Origin of the sequence: Acidiluteibacter ferrifornacis (genome assembly GCF_009909615.1) — a bacterium.
GTDB classification, from domain to species: domain Bacteria; phylum Bacteroidota; class Bacteroidia; order Flavobacteriales_E; family Vicingaceae; genus Acidiluteibacter; species Acidiluteibacter ferrifornacis.
Genome location: NZ_WWNE01000005.1, coordinates 465,362 through 484,971 on the forward strand (window position 1 = coordinate 465,362; position 19,610 = coordinate 484,971).

General features: G+C 35.1%; 21 protein-coding genes and 1 riboswitch. Of the genes, 11 read left to right on the forward strand and 10 right to left on the reverse strand.

The features are described from left to right. Positions 1 to 6 precede the first annotated feature (6 nt). The 4 genes from GQN54_RS06365 to GQN54_RS06380 form a co-directional block, all read right to left on the reverse strand. Positions 7 to 1,242 (reverse strand): DEAD/DEAH box helicase, encoded by a 1,236-nt coding sequence (locus GQN54_RS06365; protein ID WP_160632675.1) that lies wholly within the window; start codon positions 1,240 to 1,242, stop codon positions 7 to 9. A 127-nt stretch (positions 1,243 to 1,369) separates the two neighbouring features. Continuing rightward, positions 1,370 to 1,825 carry a cold-shock protein gene (locus GQN54_RS06370; RefSeq protein WP_160632676.1) on the reverse strand — a complete coding sequence of 152 codons (456 nt, stop codon included), beginning with the start codon at positions 1,823 to 1,825 and terminating at the stop codon, positions 1,370 to 1,372. Between the two features lie 266 nt (positions 1,826 to 2,091). Next, positions 2,092 to 2,931: a choice-of-anchor V domain-containing protein gene (locus GQN54_RS06375; RefSeq protein WP_160632677.1), complete on the reverse strand. Its 840-nt coding sequence runs from the start codon at positions 2,929 to 2,931 to the stop codon at positions 2,092 to 2,094. 58 nt (positions 2,932 to 2,989) lie between these two features. Next, positions 2,990 to 3,949, reverse strand: a complete 960-nt coding sequence (locus GQN54_RS06380; RefSeq protein WP_160632678.1) for a hypothetical protein — start codon at positions 3,947 to 3,949, stop codon at positions 2,990 to 2,992. Between the two features lie 134 nt (positions 3,950 to 4,083). On the opposite strand from GQN54_RS06380, the gene GQN54_RS06385 reads away from it, so the two are divergent. Further along, positions 4,084 to 4,809, forward strand: a complete 726-nt coding sequence (locus tag GQN54_RS06385) for a hypothetical protein (protein WP_160632679.1) — start codon at positions 4,084 to 4,086, stop codon at positions 4,807 to 4,809. Here GQN54_RS06385 and GQN54_RS06390 read toward each other — a convergent pair. The 3 genes from GQN54_RS06390 to GQN54_RS06400 form a co-directional block, all read right to left on the reverse strand. Further along, positions 4,806 to 6,347 (reverse strand): DEAD/DEAH box helicase, encoded by a 1,542-nt coding sequence (locus tag GQN54_RS06390; protein ID WP_394350977.1) that lies wholly within the window; start codon positions 6,345 to 6,347, stop codon positions 4,806 to 4,808. The genes GQN54_RS06385 and GQN54_RS06390 overlap by 4 nt on opposite strands. Before the next feature lie 225 nt (positions 6,348 to 6,572). Then, on the reverse strand, positions 6,573 to 7,139 hold the full coding sequence (locus GQN54_RS06395; RefSeq protein ID WP_235932987.1) for a DUF6155 family protein: 567 nt from the start codon (positions 7,137 to 7,139) through the stop codon (positions 6,573 to 6,575). Continuing rightward, positions 7,096 to 7,320 (reverse strand): DUF3820 family protein, encoded by a 225-nt coding sequence (locus GQN54_RS06400; RefSeq protein ID WP_160632681.1) that lies wholly within the window; start codon positions 7,318 to 7,320, stop codon positions 7,096 to 7,098. The genes GQN54_RS06395 and GQN54_RS06400 overlap by 44 nt, the downstream gene beginning before the upstream one ends. A gap of 67 nt (positions 7,321 to 7,387) precedes the next feature. Between GQN54_RS06400 and GQN54_RS06405 the strand changes: the two genes are divergently transcribed. Next, positions 7,388 to 8,713, forward strand: coding sequence for a DEAD/DEAH box helicase (locus GQN54_RS06405; protein ID WP_160632682.1), 1,326 nt, complete (start codon positions 7,388 to 7,390; stop codon positions 8,711 to 8,713). Continuing rightward, complete coding sequence (locus tag GQN54_RS06410; protein ID WP_160632683.1) at positions 8,710 to 9,543, forward strand: CvfB family protein; 834 nt, start codon at positions 8,710 to 8,712, stop codon at positions 9,541 to 9,543. Before GQN54_RS06405 ends, GQN54_RS06410 begins: the two co-directional genes overlap by 4 nt. 84 nt (positions 9,544 to 9,627) lie before the next feature. On the opposite strand, the gene GQN54_RS06415 is transcribed toward GQN54_RS06410, so the two are convergent. Next, complete coding sequence (locus GQN54_RS06415; RefSeq protein ID WP_160632684.1) at positions 9,628 to 10,908, reverse strand: DUF2130 domain-containing protein; 1,281 nt, start codon at positions 10,906 to 10,908, stop codon at positions 9,628 to 9,630. Between the two features lie 49 nt (positions 10,909 to 10,957). Next, positions 10,958 to 11,722: a S1/P1 nuclease gene (locus GQN54_RS06420; protein WP_160632685.1), complete on the reverse strand. Its 765-nt coding sequence runs from the start codon at positions 11,720 to 11,722 to the stop codon at positions 10,958 to 10,960. Between the two features lie 204 nt (positions 11,723 to 11,926). Here GQN54_RS06420 and GQN54_RS06425 point away from each other — a divergent pair, with 204 nt between their 5' ends. Beyond that, positions 11,927 to 12,658: a hypothetical protein gene (locus GQN54_RS06425; protein WP_160632686.1), complete on the forward strand. Its 732-nt coding sequence runs from the start codon at positions 11,927 to 11,929 to the stop codon at positions 12,656 to 12,658. A gap of 92 nt (positions 12,659 to 12,750) precedes the next feature. On the opposite strand, the gene GQN54_RS06430 is transcribed toward GQN54_RS06425, so the two are convergent. Further along, entirely contained in the window at positions 12,751 to 13,155 is a 405-nt protein-coding gene (locus GQN54_RS06430; protein WP_160632687.1) for an acyl-CoA thioesterase, read from the reverse strand. 65 nt (positions 13,156 to 13,220) lie between these two features. On the opposite strand from GQN54_RS06430, the gene GQN54_RS06435 reads away from it, so the two are divergent. The 7 genes from GQN54_RS06435 to GQN54_RS06465 all read left to right on the forward strand — a co-directional run bounded on the left by GQN54_RS06435 (position 13,221) and on the right by GQN54_RS06465 (position 19,292). Further along, positions 13,221 to 13,667 carry a universal stress protein gene (locus GQN54_RS06435; RefSeq protein ID WP_160632688.1) on the forward strand — a complete coding sequence of 149 codons (447 nt, stop codon included), beginning with the start codon at positions 13,221 to 13,223 and terminating at the stop codon, positions 13,665 to 13,667. A 133-nt stretch (positions 13,668 to 13,800) separates the two neighbouring features. Continuing rightward, the gene (locus tag GQN54_RS06440) at positions 13,801 to 15,414 is read left to right on the forward strand and encodes an ABC-F family ATP-binding cassette domain-containing protein (RefSeq protein WP_160632689.1); all 1,614 of its coding nucleotides are present in this window, start codon (positions 13,801 to 13,803) and stop codon (positions 15,412 to 15,414) included. A 628-nt stretch (positions 15,415 to 16,042) separates the two neighbouring features. Beyond that, complete coding sequence (locus GQN54_RS06445) at positions 16,043 to 16,630, forward strand: YdeI/OmpD-associated family protein (protein ID WP_160632690.1); 588 nt, start codon at positions 16,043 to 16,045, stop codon at positions 16,628 to 16,630. A gap of 3 nt (positions 16,631 to 16,633) precedes the next feature. After that, positions 16,634 to 17,209, forward strand: coding sequence for a uracil-DNA glycosylase family protein (locus GQN54_RS06450; RefSeq protein WP_160632691.1), 576 nt, complete (start codon positions 16,634 to 16,636; stop codon positions 17,207 to 17,209). 2 nt (positions 17,210 to 17,211) lie between these two features. Beyond that, positions 17,212 to 17,751, forward strand: coding sequence for a GNAT family N-acetyltransferase (locus tag GQN54_RS06455; RefSeq protein WP_160632692.1), 540 nt, complete (start codon positions 17,212 to 17,214; stop codon positions 17,749 to 17,751). 2 nt (positions 17,752 to 17,753) lie between these two features. Continuing rightward, positions 17,754 to 18,332, forward strand: coding sequence for a Crp/Fnr family transcriptional regulator (locus GQN54_RS06460; RefSeq protein WP_160632693.1), 579 nt, complete (start codon positions 17,754 to 17,756; stop codon positions 18,330 to 18,332). A gap of 84 nt (positions 18,333 to 18,416) precedes the next feature. After that, a complete protein-coding gene (locus GQN54_RS06465) occupies positions 18,417 to 19,292 on the forward strand; it encodes a lysophospholipid acyltransferase family protein (RefSeq protein ID WP_160632694.1) in 876 nt (291 codons plus the stop codon). Between the two features lie 134 nt (positions 19,293 to 19,426). Beyond that, a riboswitch (cobalamin riboswitch) is annotated at positions 19,427 to 19,565 on the forward strand. The last annotated feature ends 45 nt before the right edge of the window (positions 19,566 to 19,610 follow it).

The following is a 19,610-nucleotide window of genomic DNA, read 5'->3' on the forward strand; positions in this document are numbered from 1 at the left end:
GTTAATCTACTTTTTGAATCTCCGCTTTACTTTTTTCTCCATTTTCTGAGCATCCTCCATTAACGCCTGCCAATCATTTTCCTTTGTTTCTGTTTTGTTGACTGTATAATCGTAGTCCGCTTTCGAAATCTCTAAACGTTGGATTGGTTTACCTAAATTTTCTTCTATGGTTTTCAGTAATTCTCGCTCTTCTTTACTACAAAATGAAATGGCTTGCCCCTTTTTATCCCCTCTTCCCGTTCGTCCGACTCTATGCACATAATGTTCCGGAGATTCAGGTAAATCATAGTTAATTACATATTCTACATCGGGAATGTCAATCCCTCTAGCACTTATATCTGTTGCAATTAATACTTTTAAATCGCCATGACGGAAGTTTCTCATGGTTTTTTCTCGTTCTGCCTGATCTTTATCGCTATGAATGGTATCCGACTCTATAGCAACTCTTTCTAATGCTTTTTTAACTCGTTCAGCACGCACTTTTGTCCGAACAAAAACCAAAGTTTTTAAACCTTCATTTTCCTGAAGTAAATGTGCCAAAAAGAAACGTTTATCATCCATTTCAATATGAGCAACCGCATGTTCAATATTTTTGGCGACAGGATCCTTTGGAGAAATTTGTATACGAATAGCATTCGTTACTAATGAATAGGCTAATTTTTTAATTCGGTCGTTTATAGTAGCAGAGAAAAATAAAGTTTGTCGGCTTTTTGGTAAATGACGCATTAAATCATTGATATCTTTAATGAAACCCAAATCTAGCATATGATCCGCTTCATCTAAAACCAATATTTCTACTCGAGATAAATTCAACACTTGTTGACTAACCAAGTCAAATAGACGGCCAGGTGTAGCGATTAAAATATCCACACCTTTCTCTAATTGCTCTTTTTGTGGTTCTTGATCTACTCCACCATGAATACAAAAAGTAGTGACTTTTGTACCCTTCCCAAGTACTTTAAAAACATTTTCAATTTGCAAGGCCAATTCATGAGTTGGAGCCATAACCAGACATTTTATTCCATCAGGTCTACGAATCAATTTTCTAGAATGTAGCGTATGAATTATTGGGATTGCAAAAGCTGCAGTCTTACCTGTTCCAGTTTGCGCAATGGCAAGTACATCCTCTCCATTTAAAATGGGCGGTATCGACTTGAATTGTATGTCGGTAGGTCGCTTATATCCTTGTTTAGCGATACTCTTCTTTAATTGTTCTATGAGGTAATAATCTTCGAATTTCATAGCCGCAAAGATACAATTTTCAGTCGGTTATCGCCTTTATCAAAGCTTAAGTACAAGGTATCAAAATAAAAAAAGGTTCAAGATTAATACTAATCTGAACCTTTTTAAAATATTGGATATTATAGAATTACTTTATAATTTTCACATTCACAGCATTCATTCCTTTTAAGCCTCTTTCTAACTCAAAAGTAACTTTGTCATTTTCTTGAATAGGCTCCATCAAACCATTCACATGAACAAAGAATTTTTCTTGAGTATCCAAGTCATTGATGAATCCAAAACCTTTAGAATCATTGAAAAACGCAACTTTTCCTGTTCTTTCGGTTGGCTCCTCGTCTTCTTCAGCTCTTCGAGGTACACCAATTTCTATATTCTCAGCTTTAATTACCGTTTTCTTCTTTAATGGATCCGGAGGAGTATCGGTAATCATTCCGTTCTCATCCACATAAGCAAGCATGTTTTCTAAACCGCCTCCTTCAGAGTTTGCTTTTCTTTCTTCTCGCTTTTTAGCTTTTTCTTCTCGCTTTTTTAAACGTGCCTTTTCTTTTTCTTTCTTGTTATACGTTTGTTGTGATTTTGCCATTGAATTATTTTAGTTGTGCAGAAACATTAACCTGTCCTACGAAAGGGTGTTATTGATGACAAAAAATAAGAGGAAATAAAAGAGATCAATTTAAAATTGACGCAGAATACTCTAATGCTGTTACAATAACTTCGTGAAAAATAATTTATTCACGAATACAAAGGTAAGCGTTTTTTTAGACCTACTACTCCATTTTGTTGAATTGTTCTCAACCAAGAAAACAGATGAATTAAATTACACTTGTATTTAAAGGAATTCTCCTTTCCCTATTGTTTAACCAATCGTTGAATTTGTTTTTTTCCTGAACGATCCGTCCATTGAATAAAATAGATACCTGATTCTAATACAGATAAATCAAGTACATAATTAGAGGATGGCCCGATAACTATCTCATTACTCTTAATTTGTTCACCGATTAAATTAATAATTTCCAACTGACCAATAAAAGCCGTGGTTGTCGGGTTGTTGATGGATAAAATATCTCTAACAGGATTTGGAAATAGGTTGAAATTGGTTTCTATTGTATTCAGAATAACACTGGTGCTTTGATCTTCCGTAATGGTAAGCGAATTGGTATTTCCTCCATCCCCACTAGTATTTCCATTGTTATTTACTGCTGCACCACCTGCATAAAAAGTGATATTTCCTGTTCCTTGAGAGGGAGCTGTCCAGTTGACTTTAAATGTATTGGTCATACTTTTACCATTGTGTTCCGCATAGGATCGTCCATTACTAGCACTTGCAATTCTTGTATTTGCTGATGGAGTTTTCCATGCATTGTATGCGCTATTGTTTGGAGCTAAACTTACTAGCTGAAAACCGAAACGAGCAGGTCCAGGAGTACTATTCACATTTACAGTAAGTTCATAATCATTACCCGGGATATATGAAGTTGCAATCGTGCCATTGGCATCTCTGAATTCAATTGCTACTGTTGCTCCAAACCCTGTCCCATGGCAGTTTCGACATGTTTGAGATTCACCAGGAGCTCCTGTGTTGCCACTATTGGCAGAAAAAGCCCGTCCATTTGAACTCGAAGAAAGAACGATTTGACTTCCAATTAATAAAATACTTCCAAAGAAAAGGGTATATACTGTTTTTAACATGTGTCTGATTTTTAATTCCTAACAATATTAAGAATGAATAGTTCATTTTTTATACAACTTACAAACGGTGTTGTCTCAAATTATAAAAATCAAAGTGGATACCGAGTTGCACCTGATTACGACTATCCACTATTCTATAATTGTAATTATCGTGTCCGTGAATATAGGAAACGAAAAAACCAGTTACCCAATCTTTTGGGAAGAAACTAATAGTTGATTTTAGTCGGATAGGATTTATAGATGGATGGCTTCCTGCTAAATAGGTACATTCTTGATTAAAGGTAAGTCTTGATCTATTGACTGTTTCAAAAACAGATTCATATTCCAATTGAAATTGATTCTCTCCAATAATTTCTACATCACTTATTCCATCAGTGTAATCAATCAACATTGCAAAAGCAGCATGGTACCTCAGGTATTCCAATGCAATTTTGTGCAACAATACTCGATTTTCTTGCTCTCTCTTCTGAGGGATAACATATTGAAATCTAATCCGACTTAAATTGACCGAAAAATTCCCCGTACTTCTATTAAGTAATTGCGAAAGATTTGATTCATTGTTTATTGCTCGATAGGCCGCCTCACTTGAATCTGATCCATCTTCAAATTGTTCATTCCAAGTAGACCTTGATTGCCCATTGGAATAGTGACCTGTTTCCAACAACCAAGTAAATTGACTTTTTCGCACCCAATTATAACTTTTTTGCCACCCTATAAACCCCATATAACTAGGTGTTTTGACTGGTAAACTTTCTTCATTGTACATTCTAAAATGCGATTGAAAATACACATACAAAGCTTGTTTTTTAGCCAAAGAGTCTTGTCGATACTGATTGTAGATCTGATAATAAATGGTAGGTTGAGCTTCAAACAAAATCGTTTCGTTCTTATTCATGGCACTTGCCCAGTTTAAACTAGAAGTTTTCATCATTGGCAGATAACCGTTGAATGGATTCTGGTTTTGGCCGATTAATAACTGAATAAGAAATAATTGTAAAATCAGAATCGATATCCGCATATTTAATTGACTTAATTGAGTTAGCGAAATTAATGATCTATTAAAGAACTTCTAAAACTTTAAATACTTTCAACTGTCTTGCAGTTGACAGGAAGATAACTAACCTTGATTTTATATTTGAAAAAAAGAATTTTATGAAAAAGATAATCTGTAGTATAATAGCAATAATTGGTGGGTTTACAATAGCAACGGCACAACCACCCGCCAATGCAACAGTATACGATTGCAATAGTAATTCAAAAAATATATATCAAACATTAGGAACTGGAAAATCCATCATTATTGCGTCTAAAGGGTTTGACTGTTCAATTTGCATGAACTCAGCACCTACTGTTCAAAGCTGGGCTGCTCAAAACAAAACAAAAGTTGAAGTTTGGGGTGCAATGACCTATACCTACCGAACAATTTTACCAGATTGTTCTAATATAGCTTCCTGGAAAAATACCTATAACTGGAATGATGTTTTTATGTTTATTGATTCCGCTGAAGCATGGTTTCAAAATGGTACACCTAAATATATTACGTATTCTGCAATAGACAGTAGTATTCTTTATCAAGGTTCCAACTTTACTACAGCACGTAACTTTGCATTGGGCTCCTCTACCGTTGGTATACCAACCATTCAAGGAATCGAGCAATCCAACATCTATTCTTACGACGGAATCCTATACTTGAGCAATTTACCTGAAAGTGTCCAACAAATAAGTATTTACGATTTGACTGGAAAATTAATTTCCTCATCGCCAATCATTAACACTACTAGCCAGTTTGGACTTTCTCAAAGAAAAAGCGTTTTAATCATCCGATTGTATGCCAATGACGGAAGTACTTATCAGCAAAAAATTATGACCAATTATTAAGAATATTGCTTTTCCGCTTCTATCTGAATGTATTTCCTGGTTACTAGTGATACAAGCTGACGTTTGTAGTCATCTTGCAACCATTTTATATAGTTTTTAGTACTCTTTGTCAAGCAATAAGCATAACGTTTGGCTCTATTTTCGATGTCCTCTTCTAGTAAGTTTGCCAAACTTCGGGCTTCAAAAACATCGTTACTATTATCCAAACACATTTGAAGATGTTGTTCTAGAGATTTGTCTAACACGACTTTGGGGCGTTTTCCAGCAGACTGAGCCTTAGCATATTCATCCTCTATGTCCATGTCCACATCTTCTGAATTTGGGAATTGAGAACGAATTTCATCTGGCATTTTATATTTGAAATTGCGCTCTATCTCTTCATCAGATGTAATATTCTCTAGATAAAAATCTGGAGATTTGAAGATGTCATGCCAATTAATAGGTGCATCCCACATCCCAAAACGAAGGGCATTATTACCAAGATCAATGACCGTAAATTTCTTTTTATTTTTAATAACTCTACTTCCCCTACCGATCATCTGGTGGTAAAGGGTCAAAGATTTAGTAGCACGATTTAGAATGATGGTTTCTATAGTTGGTTCATCAAATCCTGTGGTCAAAATACCTACAGAGGTAAGAATGGCATCAGGTGTATTTTTAAACCAATCTAGAATTTCTTTTCGTTCTTCTTCTTTGTGGGTATTATCTAAGTGACGTACATTGTATCCTGCCTTTTCAAATAGCAGATATACGTGTTTAGAGGTATTAATGCCGTTGTTAAAAATTAAGGTCTTCTTTCCTTTAGATTTATGTTCATAAGCATACAGCAACTTATCTAACATGGTAAAATTGGAATATAACAGTTCTGAAGATTTAACAGTGTAATCTCCATTAATTCCAACTTTTAAAGTACTTAAACTAACATCATAGCTGTATGTTTCTGCTTCAGCTAAAAAACCTTTCTTTATGAGCCCTGCTATAGAATGACCAACGATTAATTCGTGATACAAATGTTTCATTGGTAATTTGATATTCGAACTCAATGGTGTTGCGGTCACCCCAAGTACAATACTTTTTCCAAAGTAGTCGAATAACTTTCTAAACGAATTGTAGTGCGCTTCATCAATAATGACTAAACCAACATTTTGCATATCCATTACTTGGTCTTGCAAACGGTTGTTCAAGGTTTCAACCATGGCAACAAAACACATGAAATCATTATCATTCGGTAAAGATTTCACCTTGCTATTGATAATCATGTTTTTGACACCAATCTCAGACAATAGACTAGAGGTTTGATTACAGAGTTCTATACGGTGAGTTAGAATCAACACCTTCTTTTTGTTCTCTGCAATATACCTCTTCGCTATTTCTGCAAAAATTACTGTCTTCCCTCCTCCGGTTGGAAGTTGGTAGAGTAAATTGTGATTTTCAGGAAAGGAATTGAACTTTTCAAAAATTTTCTCGATTGCATCGTGTTGATAATCGTACAGTTTTTTACCGGTTTTCTTCTCATTGCTGTCATCCGACATGCCCATATACAGTCTCCTTCTTTGTTAATCCTTACTAATCTTATATTTTGCCTTATTCAAAAAAAGGCTGTACAAAGTTAGGGCTTAAAAAGGGTTTAGTCCACTATTTACGGTATTTTTTTGGAAAGTTTTAAAATTGAGACGAGACCAATTACTATGCATGCTTAATAAATGGACGATTAGCACTCCTTTATTAGAAAAAAATATAAAAACCAATTAAACCGTAAAAGGTTAAAGTGGCAATTCGCTATAAGAATCTTCAAATTCAAAATAATTTTCCCATCCTTGCCCTTGAGCATCCAAAAGAATCTGATGTATCCTTTTTGCAAAATTAGTTGTGATTCCGTTTTTGATTACAAAACCAATCAATTCATTATAAGACTTCAACATACTTTTGTAAAAGGCCGATGCCACTACTTTTTTCTCTGCGCAATATAACTGAGCTACCTCAATATTATAACACATCAGGTCTGCAATTAACGTAGGATCCATTCCCAATTGTAGAAAATGTTGAATACTTTTCTGAGCAATCGATCTTCTTGCTTTTGCTTTCCGTTTGGTATTCGGGAAGTATTCCTTATATATTTTACCTTTTGCTGCATCAATTAGTTGACGTTCTTTAGGGTTGAATGAGAAATCATAATAAACTTTAACAGCCTTGAATTTATCATAAAGTTCTATTATTTCAGCCTCCAATTGAGCTTTTTTCAATCCTTTGAGGTGGATTTTTAATTCTCTTTTTGACATACTGTAATCAATTATGCTTTCGTAATGGATCCAAAAGATACTCCAATCCATTCAGTTTAATTTCATAAATAGTAGACAACAGTTCACCCAATTTCCCTTTTGGAAATCCTTTGGAATGATACCATACTAGGTACGGTTCTGGTAAATCACACAATAATCGGCCTTTATATTTGCCGTAAGGCATTTGTGTGGTGACTAGGAGCTTTAAGGGATGTGGTTGAGCAGCAGTCATAAAGATTTCGATAGATAGATTTTAATGAAAAGTAAATATACCACATTATCCTCCTTAACTTTGCAACATGCAAAAACTATCTCCAACATTGATCGATCGGCTGAATTATTTAGGAGTTTCCTCCCTTAATAAAATGCAAGAGGCCAGTATGGAAGCCCTGAGTAAAAATAATAATCTATTGTTGCTTTCGCCAACAGGAACAGGAAAAACATTGGCTTTTTTGTTGCCTTTATTGGATAAAATAGCACTAGACTCAAACATGAATCAAGCTATTATAATAGCGCCTAGCAGGGAATTGGCCATTCAAATAAATGATGTATTCAAGTCCTTACAAACAAAGGTACACTCTACCTTATGTTACGGTGGACATTCCATTGACACAGAAATTAAAAATCTTTCGTCATCACCCCAATTAATCATTGGTACTCCCGGACGGATTGTTGATCATATTAAACACGACAGAATTTCTCCTCAATTTGTCCATACTTTAATTCTGGACGAATTTGACAAATCCTTAGAAGTCGGCTTTGAAGAAGAAATGAGAGTAATCGTTGAGCAATGCACAAAATTGAAAAATAGAGTGTTGTGTTCAGCTACTAATGCAGTAAGAATTCCTGATTTTGTTGGCTTTGATAAATACAAAGAGTTGGACTTTATTAATCAAAGTCAAACTAATGAAAATGTGGTACTAAAACGTGTAATTTCTCCTGATAAGGATAAGTTAGAAACACTTGACCATTTGCTAAGAAATATAGGAAATAAGTCAACTTTGGTTTTTTGTAATCACAGAGAATCGTTAGAAAGGGTTCGAGAGTATTTAGATGATCAAGGGTTTGTTGCTGAAATTTTTCATGGAAAGTTAGAGCAAAACTATAGAGAATCGGCTTTAATCAAATTTCGAAATAAGAGTTGTAATATACTAATTGCAACCGACCTAGCAGCGAGAGGTATAGATGTCGATGAATTGGAATTCATTGTCCACTATCATATTCCCAAAAAATTAGAAGAGTTTACTCATAGGAACGGCCGAACAGCGCGGATGAATGCTTCTGGAACAATCATTTTGTTACAATCAGAACAAGAAGTCCTACCAGATTATATTATTGATGAAATTGATGTTTGGGAAATCGACCGTAAGTTAGAAGATATAGTTGATCCTCTTTGGGAAACGCTTTTCATTGGGGCAGGCAAAAAAGAAAAAGTCAACAAAATTGACATTGTCGGATTTCTAACCAACCAAGGGAAGTTAAAAAAGAATGATATTGGATTAATAACTGTCAAAGACCATTTTAGCTATGTAGCTGTAAAAAGAGATGGAATTGTATCCTTGATTAAGAAAATTCGAAACGAAAAAATTAAGAAACAAAAAATCAAAATAGAAATAGCCAAATGATTGAGTTAGGAAAATACAATACGCTCAGAGCAGACCGAAATACAGAACCTGGAGTTTATCTAGAGGATGAGTTAGGTGAAGCCGTCTTGCTTCCCCACAAGTATGTGCCTTTAACACTCCGTTTAGGCGATATGGTAAAGGTCTTTATTTATGCCGATAATGAGAACAGACTAATTGCTACCACACTCACTCCAAGTATGTGTTTACACGAATTTGGCTTATTGAAAGTCAATTCAATCACTAATTATGGCGCATTTGCTGAATGGGGTGTAGCAAAAGACTTATTGATTCCGCTGAAAGAGCAAGCCAAAAAACTACAAGAAGGACAGACTACAATCGGCTATTTGTTTATTGATGAAGTTACTGGGCGATTGACCGCCTCCACTAAACTTTCAAGATATATGAGCACTGAAAAACCTGATTTGAGAGTTGGGGATGAAGTGGATATAATGGTAGCAGATGGAACAGATTTGGGAGTTCAAGTTATTGTGAATAATGCACATTGGGGAATGATATACGATGATGACATTATTGAACCTCTGCTAAGAGGCAGTCGTCATAAAGCTTATGTTAGAAAAGTCAGAACGGACAATAAATTAGATATTGCTTTAGAAAAAGATGGTTATCAAAAAGTAGAACCCAATGCACAGCGTATTCTTGATACACTTAAAGCCAATAATGGGGTCTTAAACCTATCTGACAAATCAGATCCTGAAGACATTAGAGATCAAGTATTGATGAGTAAAAAGACCTTTAAAAAAGCAATTGGGATGCTTTATCGTGAAAAGCGAATTACCATTGAGGGCGATTGTATCAAACTGGTTGATTAATCATTTTTATCTCAAAAAAAAGCCCTTCCGGAATATCAATCGGAAGGGCTTTTTTATGCTTAATTGGAAGTCATTTTAATGAAACTAATTAAAATCTAAAGTTTCTTGATCATCGTCTTCTTCACTACCTGGCAATTCTAAAGCTTTTACTGTTCCGATTGCATTTCCAGCAATACCTTTAATAGAACCATACATATCAATGGTATTGGTTACTACTTTTTCAATTTGTTTTTCTCGACTTTTCCATATTCTTTGCATGCTTCGTTTTTCTGACTCTAAATCATTTTTCATCGTAGTAAAACCTTCAACTATTGCTTCAATTTGAAGCTTGAAAGAATTGCTAGTCAAGAAGTCATACAGCATTCCCATCTTATCACCTTTATTCTCTTGAGAAGCCACAGCAGCACTTAATCGTATAATAGATTCTCTTAAAACATTCGATAATCCTTTGAACTCCTCAAAGGTACAAATCCAAATACCATCTTTCATCCCCAAACGATCCATATCTGAGGGCATTACTTCTGTTACCAATACCCCAATGTCTGCACCCTTTTCACGAATATCTGCCTTAAACTTTTCTATCCATGTAGGTTGAAAATCCTTGGTACGTTTACTTTCATAACAGATTCTACCGCAGTTTGCTTTGCTTCTAGTGTTTACCACTTGAACACAATCAGCACCTCTAGCTCCTTTCTTTATTTCTTCGATAGTATCCAATGGAAAGGTTGCTTGGAGCCATTCTTCTATAGCTAACTCTTGTACTTCACCTTGCAATTGCATCGACCCTTGCTCCTGCTTTCTTTTCATTTCTTCGGTGAGCTTCTTTTGATCCTCTAATTGCTTTTGAAGTTCTTTAATAGCTAACTGATTACGCTCTTCCTCTGCTCTTCTTATTTTGTCTTTTTCTGCCAGGATCTGCTGATTAAATTTCTTTTCAGCAGCCATCTCTATCTCCTCCTTTAGCTCTAGTTTCTCACGCTTCAACCGCTCTAAATCAGCTTGTAACTTATTGTACTCTCTTAATTTTTCAGATTTCTCTTTCAGCTCAGATTGCATGGACTTCAGTTGTTCTGAATTTTCCTCCGCCAATTGCTTTTTTAGCTTTTCATTGAGTAGAGAACGCTCCTCTTTAAGTTTAGATTCTAAACGCTCTTTAAATAATTCATTTTCTCTTTTTTTAGCTTCTTCAAACTGACGTTTTTGCTCTTCAAACTTTTCAGCATCAGCTGCTTGTTTTCGTTGAGCTTCCTGTAATTGAGCATCGAACTTTTTCTTTAGATCACCTTCTAATTGGTGATATAAAATTTGATTCACATCAATAGACGTATGACAATTAGGACATTCTACTTTTGTTTGTTGTTCCATCATTTTTATATTAGAGGGTATTTTTAAGACAACACTAATCTACTTTTTTCTACTGAAATATATCATTCAAAACACCTGCTAACCTGATTCCTCCTTTCAATAATTGCTCTTGAACCAGCTCCCAGAATTGATAAGAATATTCGTAGCCAATTTTCTCCAACCCATTTTCAGGGTAAATCGTTTCACGAATTGTCGCCGATTCATTAGCCCATTGTGCAGCGGATAGGCCTTGCCATTCTTTCACTTTTATTGGTGTAACGAAATCAATGCTCTCCACTATTTCGGTATAACTCAACTGTTTTCCTTCTATTAGTTCACTATCCCAGATGCGATGCAAGTTACTATTGCTATAGAACCATTTGATTTTATAATCATTGCCTCCTCTATCTAAGCCATTTCCTACATGCAATGGTTGATGAATATCACCCACTAAATGAATTAAGAATCGCAATGCCTCTTTTTTATCTGCCATAGAAGAAGATTCATTCTTTAGTAGCTCTTTCATGTCTTCAATTTTCTGAACCACTTCCCCCTCTTTACTTTTTTCAGATTCTTCATAAGTCTTTCCTGTTGGAACTGTTGTGTAATGCCAGGCATGAGTATGATCGTAAGCTTCATCACTTTTAACATCGTCCATCCACGTGGAAGCTATCGCTATACTTTCGTTACCGAGTATCCTCTGAACTTCTAATTTAGCTTTTGGAGATAAATGGTTTTCAGCTATCTTTCCTACAACTCGATGACCAATCTGCCCCCAAGCAAAAACTGCCGTAGAACACAATAATAAAGCTGTTGAGATTATAATTTTATTCATTTTATAAGAGTTTGGTTAAAACGTTTTCAAAGGTACCCTCCTTTTAGAAACCAAGCTGAATAAATATATCAAGTTTATCAACAAAGAATGTTATTACGTTGCTTATAAATCAATAATTCAAAATAATACGACAATTACCGTATATCAGTAATACAATATCTTTTAGATGTTTGTAATATCATTAACTAATAAAAATCAAATACTATGAAAACTAAAATTTTAACAGGAGCTTTAATCGCGATGATGTGTTTTACTGCTTGTGAGAAAGATGATGAAGTTAAACCTGAAACTCCAGCTCCTACACCAACTCCTAAAAATGAAACAGCCTCTTCAAATCCAGTACCAGATGATGCATACGGCGTACTAGTGGCTGTAAACTCCAAATCAGGCTCGGGTATTTTTTCAGTAAATATAGGTACAGGTGTGGCATTATTTTTTGAAGACTCAGTATTGGTTTCTGCAGGAAAGGTAAGTGTAAACTCTACTGAATTAACTCGATCTGCAGGAAATTCTTATTATTCTACCCCAGGTTTTGCAAACCCTAATGGAATTGATTTTTCAACAGATAGAGATTGGACTGTAGAAGGAGGAAATGGAGTTCCAGCAATAAGTTATAATAACAATAGGTCTATGCCAACAGTTGGCGAGAACACTTCTCCTGAAAATGTAAGTAGAAGTTCGTCTTATACTGTATCAGCAAGCGCTGTTTCGGGAGCAGATTCTGTAATATTTATAGTTGGAAGCCTATCATACACCGCTGCTGGAAATGTAACTAGTCACACCTTTACTGCAGATGAAATAGCTGAAAATTTAGAAAATGGAGAGGCTGCTGCTATGGTTGTTCCATATAACATGAATGCTAGAAGTTACTCCAACAAGAAATACTACTTCATTAATGAAGCTGTTACTACTAAAATTGTGAATGTTAGCGAGTAACAAATTAGTGGATATTGATTTAGGTTTTCTTTTAGGTGATGATCGCCCCTTATTTGCTTCTGCGAATTGGGGCGATCACTTTTTGAATAAACTTATCTTTTTATCCTAGTCTGCTCTAATCGGTCATTGATATATTCAATTTCCGTTTTACCATGAGGTTTCGGGTGTCCATGATCACCTAAATTAACCATCACTATTGTATTGATTGCAATAATTTCTTGTCGCGTCTCCATATTTCTAACTTCACATCTCAAGGTCAAAGATGTTTTGCCAAACTTTACTGGCTCTAGACCAATCTCAAGTATATCCCCTTGCTTAGGAGAGTTAATAAAATTGATTTCAGACATAAATTTGGTTACTACCTTGTGATTGTCCAATTGAATAATCGCATATAAGGCTGCTTCTTCATCAATCCATTGTAGTAAACGCCCCCCAAAAAGTGAATTGTTAGGATTTAAATCTTCTGGTTTTACCCACTTTCTTGTGTGAAATTTCATTGATTATGTTTTTTTAAAATCTTAATTTTAATGCAAATTTACAATCCAAACTTAACAAAACGACTATGAAAAATATATTGGTGGCTATTGAAGTGAATAATACTGCATTAATGAATAGAATGTTAGACGCTGCAGCTCAAATGTCTAAAGCTTTTAATTCTAAATGTTGGTTAATTCAAATAGCAGCACCTGACCCTGATTTTGTTGGGTATGAAGTAGGGCCACAATATATTCGGGATTTTAAAGCAGAAGAGCTTAGAGAAGTGCATCGTGCAGTGCAAACCCAAACAGAACTTCTAAAAACGAAAGGAGTTGATGCTGAAGGCCTAATGATACAAGGCCCCACTGAAGAAATGATACTCGAAGAAGTCGATAAGTTGAACATTGAGCTTTTAATCTTAGGAAATAAAAACCACGGTTTACTTCATTCTATTTTTATTGGTAGTGTAACCGATGATTTAATCCAAGAAGCTAAAATTCCAATCTTATTAATACCCGGCGAGGAAGATTAATACCATTCGTCAATCAATTCAACCATTTTTATCATCTTGAACAGCTTATTTTAGGTCTTGGAACACTCTTCTGGATTGGTGCTATTTATTGTCTGTTTTTATCAGTAATTTTGCGCTCTCAAAAGCACAAAACATGATTGAAGCACAAAATATTTCCTTACAATTCGGAAAAAGGGTCTTATTCGATGAAGTAAACATCAAATTTACAGGTAATAATTGTTACGGTATAATTGGTGCAAATGGAGCTGGTAAGTCAACTTTCTTAAAGATTTTGGCAGGAGAAATGGATCCTAACGTCGGAAGAGTATACATCGAACCCGGAAAACGGATGGCTGTTTTGACTCAAAATCACAATGCATTTGATGAGTTCTCTGCAATCAATACTGTAATGATGGGACACAAAACCCTATGGAGTATTATGCAAGAAAAGGATGCAATATACATGAAGCCCGACTTTAGTGAAGAGGACGGAATAAAAGCATCTGAACTAGAAGCTGAGTTTGCAGAAATGGATGGATGGAATGCTGAGAGCGATGCTGCAGCACTACTAAGTGGATTAGGGATTGAAGAGTCAGACCACCACAAAAACCTTGAAGACCTATCTGGTAATCAAAAATTAAGGGTTTTGTTAGCACAAGCCTTGTTTGGGAATCCTGATATCCTAATCCTAGATGAGCCTACCAATGACTTGGACATTAAAACTATTTCTTGGTTGGAAGATTTTCTATTGGATTTTAAAAATACTGTAATTGTTGTTTCACACGATAGACACTTTTTAGATACGGTTTGTACCAATATTGTCGACATTGACTTCAAAAAAGTAAGTTTATTTACAGGAAACTATTCCTTTTGGTACCACACTAGTCAATTAGCGTCAAGACAAAAAGCTAATCAGAATAAAAAGGCTGAAGAAAAGAAAAAAGAGCTTCAAGAATTTATTGCTAGGTTTAGCGCAAATGCTTCTAAATCTAAACAAGCTACTAGTAGAAAGAAGTTATTGGATAAAATAAATGTAGACGAAATACAAGCCTCTACCCGACGTTACCCTGCTATTATTTTTGATCAAAAAAGAGAAGCAGGAAATCAATTACTCAATATTACCAATATGTCCAAAAAGGTCGATGGTGAATATGTATTTAAAGATTTGAATTTAAATGTCACCAAGGGTGATAAAATTGCCTTTTTGAGTCATGATGGAATTGCAGTAACAAAACTCTTTGAAATTTTAGACGGTGTTGAAAAAGCAGATACAGGAGAGTTCGAATTTGGTCAAACCATCACTACAGCCTACCTCCCAAATGACAACTCTGACTTTTTTGTGGGTGACGACAATTTGGTCGATTGGCTAAGACGCTATTCCGAAGAAAAAGACGAAGTATATATCAGAGGATTTTTAGGTAAAATGTTGTTTTCTGGAGAAGAATCATTCAAGAAAGTAAGTGTTCTTTCCGGTGGTGAAAAAGTAAGGTGCATGCTTTCTCGAATGATGTTACAAGGAGCAAACCTATTAATCTTAGATGAACCAACGAATCACTTGGATCTAGAGTCCATTACTGCATTAAACAACTCCTTAATGGATTTCCCTGGCACTGTGCTATTTACCTCTCATGACCATGAGTTCACACAAACTGTTGCCAATAGAATAGTAGAATTAACTCCGAACGGTACAATCGATATGTTAATGACCTATGACGAATATTTAGAAAGTGATAAAATTGACAATAAAAGAGCCGAGTTAACGGCATAAGAATATTCTTTTTTCATTAGTGAAGAACCCTTTTATCGATTGTTTAAACAATTGGTAAGAGGGTTTTATAATTATATCTATTTATATTTGAATGAAACATTTTTTTAATAAATTGAATGTGTCGATGAAAAAGAAAAGAGCGATTCATATTCTCCTAACAATTTTAGCAGCCTTACTCCTTTTACATACACTCATCTACTTAGAAATCATACCCTTCGATAAGGTGTGGGCCGGCAAACTCAAAACAGTTGAAGAAATGAGAACATTTGAACTGTTCTCGATTCTAATGAATATTTTTATGCTTGCTATTCTTTATATTAAACTCCAGCTATTAAAGAATAATAGAACAAATCGGATAATTGATATTTTTATTTGGCTTTTTGCCTTATTTTTTGCTTTAAATACTATTGGTAATCTTTTTTCCAAGAATATATTGGAATTAATTTTTGGAACATTCCTTACCTCAACATCTGGTATACTTTGTTTCATTATCGCAAGAAAACATTAATGCAATTCACGTTGTCCACACTCAAATACAACTAAGAATAGTTGAAATCCGATTCTTTTACATTTTCTTGAAGATCAAATTTCATTCCTTCCTCCTCTCTAATTTTTGTATTTTTATCTTATGGACAAAGTAGACACATACATCCAGAAAAAAAAAGGATGGGAAAAAGAGTTAATCTTCTTAAGGGAATTAATTGGAAAAACTGAATTGGTAGAAACCATTAAATGGGGTTCTCCAGTATACACCATTGACGGTAAAAATGTGCTAGGAATGGCTGCCTTCAAAAGCTACGTGGGCATTTGGTTTTTTCAAGGCGTTTTTCTTTCTGACCCTCATCGTATGTTGGTGAATGCTCAGGACGGGGTAACAAAGGCTTTGCGTCAAATTCGATTTCAATCCATTGAAGAAATGGATGCCTCTATCCTGTTGGAATACTTTCATGAAGCCATTCAGAACCAAAAGGAAGGAAAAGAATTAAAACCTTCAAAAGCAAAAGAAATTGTGATCCCTGCTGAATTAAAGGCTGCGCTAAACGCTAACAATTTACTAAATGAAGCTTTTAATACATTAACTCTAGGAAAACAAAAGGAGTATGCAGAATACATCGAAAAAGCGAAACGAGAGGCCACTAAGATAAGTCGATTGGAGAAAATAGTTCCAATGATTCTAAGTGGGATTGGGTTGTATGATAAATACAAAAATTGTTAACCCTTGAAACAACTTCTAACCACCATTCGTGGGTGTGAAATCTGTAAATACCATTTACCATTAGGACCTCGACCGGTATTGTCGGCTAATGCAGAAAATAGAATCCTCATTGTTGGCCAAGCTCCTGGAACTGCTGTGCATAAAAGCGGTATTCCTTGGGATGACCCTAGTGGTAGAAACTTACGTCGATGGATGGGAATCGACGATGAGACATTTTACAATCATCCATACATAGGTATAGTCCCGATGGGGTTTTGTTACCCTGGGAAAGGAAAAACTGGAGATTTACCGCCTAGAAAAGAGTGCGCTCCTACTTGGCACGCTTCATTATTAGAGCAAATGCCAAATGTAAAGTTGATGCTCTTAATCGGGAAGTATGCTCAGGACTATTATTTAGGAAAAAGTGCAAAGAAAAACCTGACGGAAACCGTCATGCATTTTGATGAATACTTGCCAAACTATTTTGTCCTGCCACACCCTTCTCCTCGTAACAACATTTGGATGAAACGAAATGATTGGTTTGAAGAGGCCGTTTTGCCAGATTTAAAAGTACGAGTCGCACAAATATTAACCTCCTAATTATGCCCACCACCTACCTTTTCCAATCCGAACATTTGGGATTCCGAATTTGGAAGCCTGAAGACCTCCTCCCTTTTTCAAAAATGAATCAGGATCAAGAAGTGATGCGTCATTTTCCTAAAACGCTCACTGAGTCAGAAAGTCAAGACTTCATAGATCGAATGGATGAAATGCACAGGCGATTGGGGTTTTGTTATTTTGCTGTTGATGAAATCGAAAGTGGACAATTTATTGGTTTCATTGGGTTAGCAGAAAAGAACTTCGCCGAACATGACGGACTTTTTGTAGATATTGGATGGCGATTGGCTCCAGAATTTTGGAATAAAGGTTATGCCACTGAGGGGGCTAAAAGAGTGTTAGCATACGCCAAAAATGTCCTACAATTGCAGGAAATCATTGCCATAGCGCCTCAAACTAATCAAAACTCTATAAACGTGATGGAAAAAATTGGAATGATATACATTAGAAACTTTAAGTTTGATGTTTTAAAAGATTACCCTACTTTAGTGAATGGTGTGTGGTATTCAATTCAACTTACTTAATCATGAGGACAAGACTAATCACCATACTTCAAAATAATTGGGGCTTATCAAATTCCCAAATTAAGTCCGTTTTACATTTATTTACGTTTCAAAAATTAAAGAAAGGAGAATATCATACCCGGAAAGGAGATCACCATCCGAGATTGAGTTTAATAATGGAGGGATATTTAAGAGTATTTGCTTCAACATCAACCAAAGAAGTGACGCAATGGATAGCATCTCCAGATGAATTAATCACAGACTTGTCTGCATTTATTTTTCATCAATCTGCAAGGTGGAATATTCAATGTATTACGGAAGTCGAAATGTATAGTTTGTCGCAACAAAACTATCTGCAACTTAGCAAGATTATTGAAAACTGGTCAACCGTTGAACGACAATTCATATCAAGTTGCTTCCTGCATTTAGAAGATAGAGTGTTTTCTTTTATTGCTTCAAGTGCTGAGGAAAGATACCTTGAGCTGTTTAAAAATCAGAAAATTTTGTTTCAGCAAGTTCCACTAAATTTTATCGCCTCTATGTTAGGAATGAGCGCTGAAACCATGAGCCGTATTCGGAGTAGAAAACTCGAAAATGAATAATGGAAATCAATAACATTCGATTAGTTATTGCTGGAGTTTAGTTAATTTTATGGCCTCTATCAAAAATCAACCAAAAGCGTTGGAATGCATTATAAAATAAAGTACGCTCCTTTTTACTTGCTCTCACTGCTCCCACTTTTTGTATTGTATTGGTTGTCAGATTTGGCTTTTTTTATTTTGTATTATATCGCTCGATATCGTAAAAAAGTAATTGAAGAAAACCTTCATATTGCATTTCCTGAAAAAACATCTCAAGAGATTCAACAGGTAGGAAAACGTTTTTTAAGGCATTTCTGTACCATGATGATTGAATCATTAAAAAACCTTACGATTAGCAAAGCAGCTATCCACAAGCATATTACCGTAAAAAATCCAGAATTAATTCAGAAATATTACGAAGAAGGAAGAAGTATTACTCTATATACCGCTCATCAAGGCAACTGGGAATGGCTTGCATTCTTACCGATTTTCGTTCCTCACCAGGTAACTTCATTCTATCAACCTTTAAGTAACAATTACTTTGATGGATTAATGCAGTTGATTCGCAGTAGATTTGGTGTATTATGTATTCCTTCCGACAAAGGTTATCGCACCATTACCAAACTGGATCAGGAGAATGTGAAAACCTTAAACATTATAATCGGAGACCAACGGCCTAGAAATAAAAGCGCCAAACACTACACTGATTTTTTTGGTGTAAAAACTGCCTTCTTAGTTGGTGCAGATCGAATTGCTAGTAAAGGGAAGCATGTGGTAATTTTTCCTGCATTTACACGACTTAAAAGAGGTAGTTATCAAATTGAATTTCAACTAATCACTGATAAAGAAATTCCTAAAGATAACTTTAACGTTATTAATGATTACTCTATTCGACTAGAAAAAATAATTAGTAATCAACCCTTTATGTGGTTGTGGAGCCATAAAAGATGGAAGGATCAATTCAATCAATCAAAGAATTGAAAAATGAAAATAGAAGTTGTAAACATATATATCTAAATAATTGACAGCACTTTGATTCCATTTTATTGATTCTATAAAAATACATTGTTGAAATCTTATTTCCTTCTCCACTCCATTATTAGCTAAGTTTGCTTCATAAATGATCACGTCAAGAATTACTTCAAATAGAGGTAATAAAAAAAGGGAATCGTGTTAAATTCACGAGCTGTTGCGCAACTGTAAATAGTAGAAATACTAGAAGCCAGAATACTTTCTCTTGTCGCTGTGACTTTTGCTTTCGCATAAAAAGCAATGGTATCAATTCACGGACATCCTCCA

Bases quoted from the DNA above. Each gene is read 5' to 3' on its own strand.
- GQN54_RS06365 (WP_160632675.1), bottom strand. From the start codon at position 1,242: ATGAAATTCGAAGATTATTACCTCATAGAACAATTAAAGAAGAGTATC.
- GQN54_RS06370 (WP_160632676.1), bottom strand. From the start codon at position 1,825: ATGGCAAAATCACAACAAACGTATAACAAGAAAGAAAAAGAAAAGGCA.
- GQN54_RS06375 (WP_160632677.1), bottom strand. From the start codon at position 2,931: ATGTTAAAAACAGTATATACCCTTTTCTTTGGAAGTATTTTATTAATT.
- GQN54_RS06380 (WP_160632678.1), bottom strand. From the start codon at position 3,949: ATGCGGATATCGATTCTGATTTTACAATTATTTCTTATTCAGTTATTA.
- GQN54_RS06385 (WP_160632679.1), top strand. From the start codon at position 4,084: ATGAAAAAGATAATCTGTAGTATAATAGCAATAATTGGTGGGTTTACA.
- GQN54_RS06390 (WP_394350977.1), bottom strand. From the start codon at position 6,347: ATGGGCATGTCGGATGACAGCAATGAGAAGAAAACCGGTAAAAAACTG.
- GQN54_RS06395 (WP_235932987.1), bottom strand. From the start codon at position 7,139: ATGGATTGGAGTATCTTTTGGATCCATTACGAAAGCATAATTGATTAC.
- GQN54_RS06400 (WP_160632681.1), bottom strand. From the start codon at position 7,320: ATGACTGCTGCTCAACCACATCCCTTAAAGCTCCTAGTCACCACACAA.
- GQN54_RS06405 (WP_160632682.1), top strand. From the start codon at position 7,388: ATGCAAAAACTATCTCCAACATTGATCGATCGGCTGAATTATTTAGGA.
- GQN54_RS06410 (WP_160632683.1), top strand. From the start codon at position 8,710: ATGATTGAGTTAGGAAAATACAATACGCTCAGAGCAGACCGAAATACA.
- GQN54_RS06415 (WP_160632684.1), bottom strand. From the start codon at position 10,908: ATGGAACAACAAACAAAAGTAGAATGTCCTAATTGTCATACGTCTATT.
- GQN54_RS06420 (WP_160632685.1), bottom strand. From the start codon at position 11,722: ATGAATAAAATTATAATCTCAACAGCTTTATTATTGTGTTCTACGGCA.
- GQN54_RS06425 (WP_160632686.1), top strand. From the start codon at position 11,927: ATGAAAACTAAAATTTTAACAGGAGCTTTAATCGCGATGATGTGTTTT.
- GQN54_RS06430 (WP_160632687.1), bottom strand. From the start codon at position 13,155: ATGAAATTTCACACAAGAAAGTGGGTAAAACCAGAAGATTTAAATCCT.
- GQN54_RS06435 (WP_160632688.1), top strand. From the start codon at position 13,221: ATGAAAAATATATTGGTGGCTATTGAAGTGAATAATACTGCATTAATG.
- GQN54_RS06440 (WP_160632689.1), top strand. From the start codon at position 13,801: ATGATTGAAGCACAAAATATTTCCTTACAATTCGGAAAAAGGGTCTTA.
- GQN54_RS06445 (WP_160632690.1), top strand. From the start codon at position 16,043: ATGGACAAAGTAGACACATACATCCAGAAAAAAAAAGGATGGGAAAAA.
- GQN54_RS06455 (WP_160632692.1), top strand. From the start codon at position 17,212: ATGCCCACCACCTACCTTTTCCAATCCGAACATTTGGGATTCCGAATT.
- GQN54_RS06460 (WP_160632693.1), top strand. From the start codon at position 17,754: ATGAGGACAAGACTAATCACCATACTTCAAAATAATTGGGGCTTATCA.
- GQN54_RS06465 (WP_160632694.1), top strand. From the start codon at position 18,417: ATGCATTATAAAATAAAGTACGCTCCTTTTTACTTGCTCTCACTGCTC.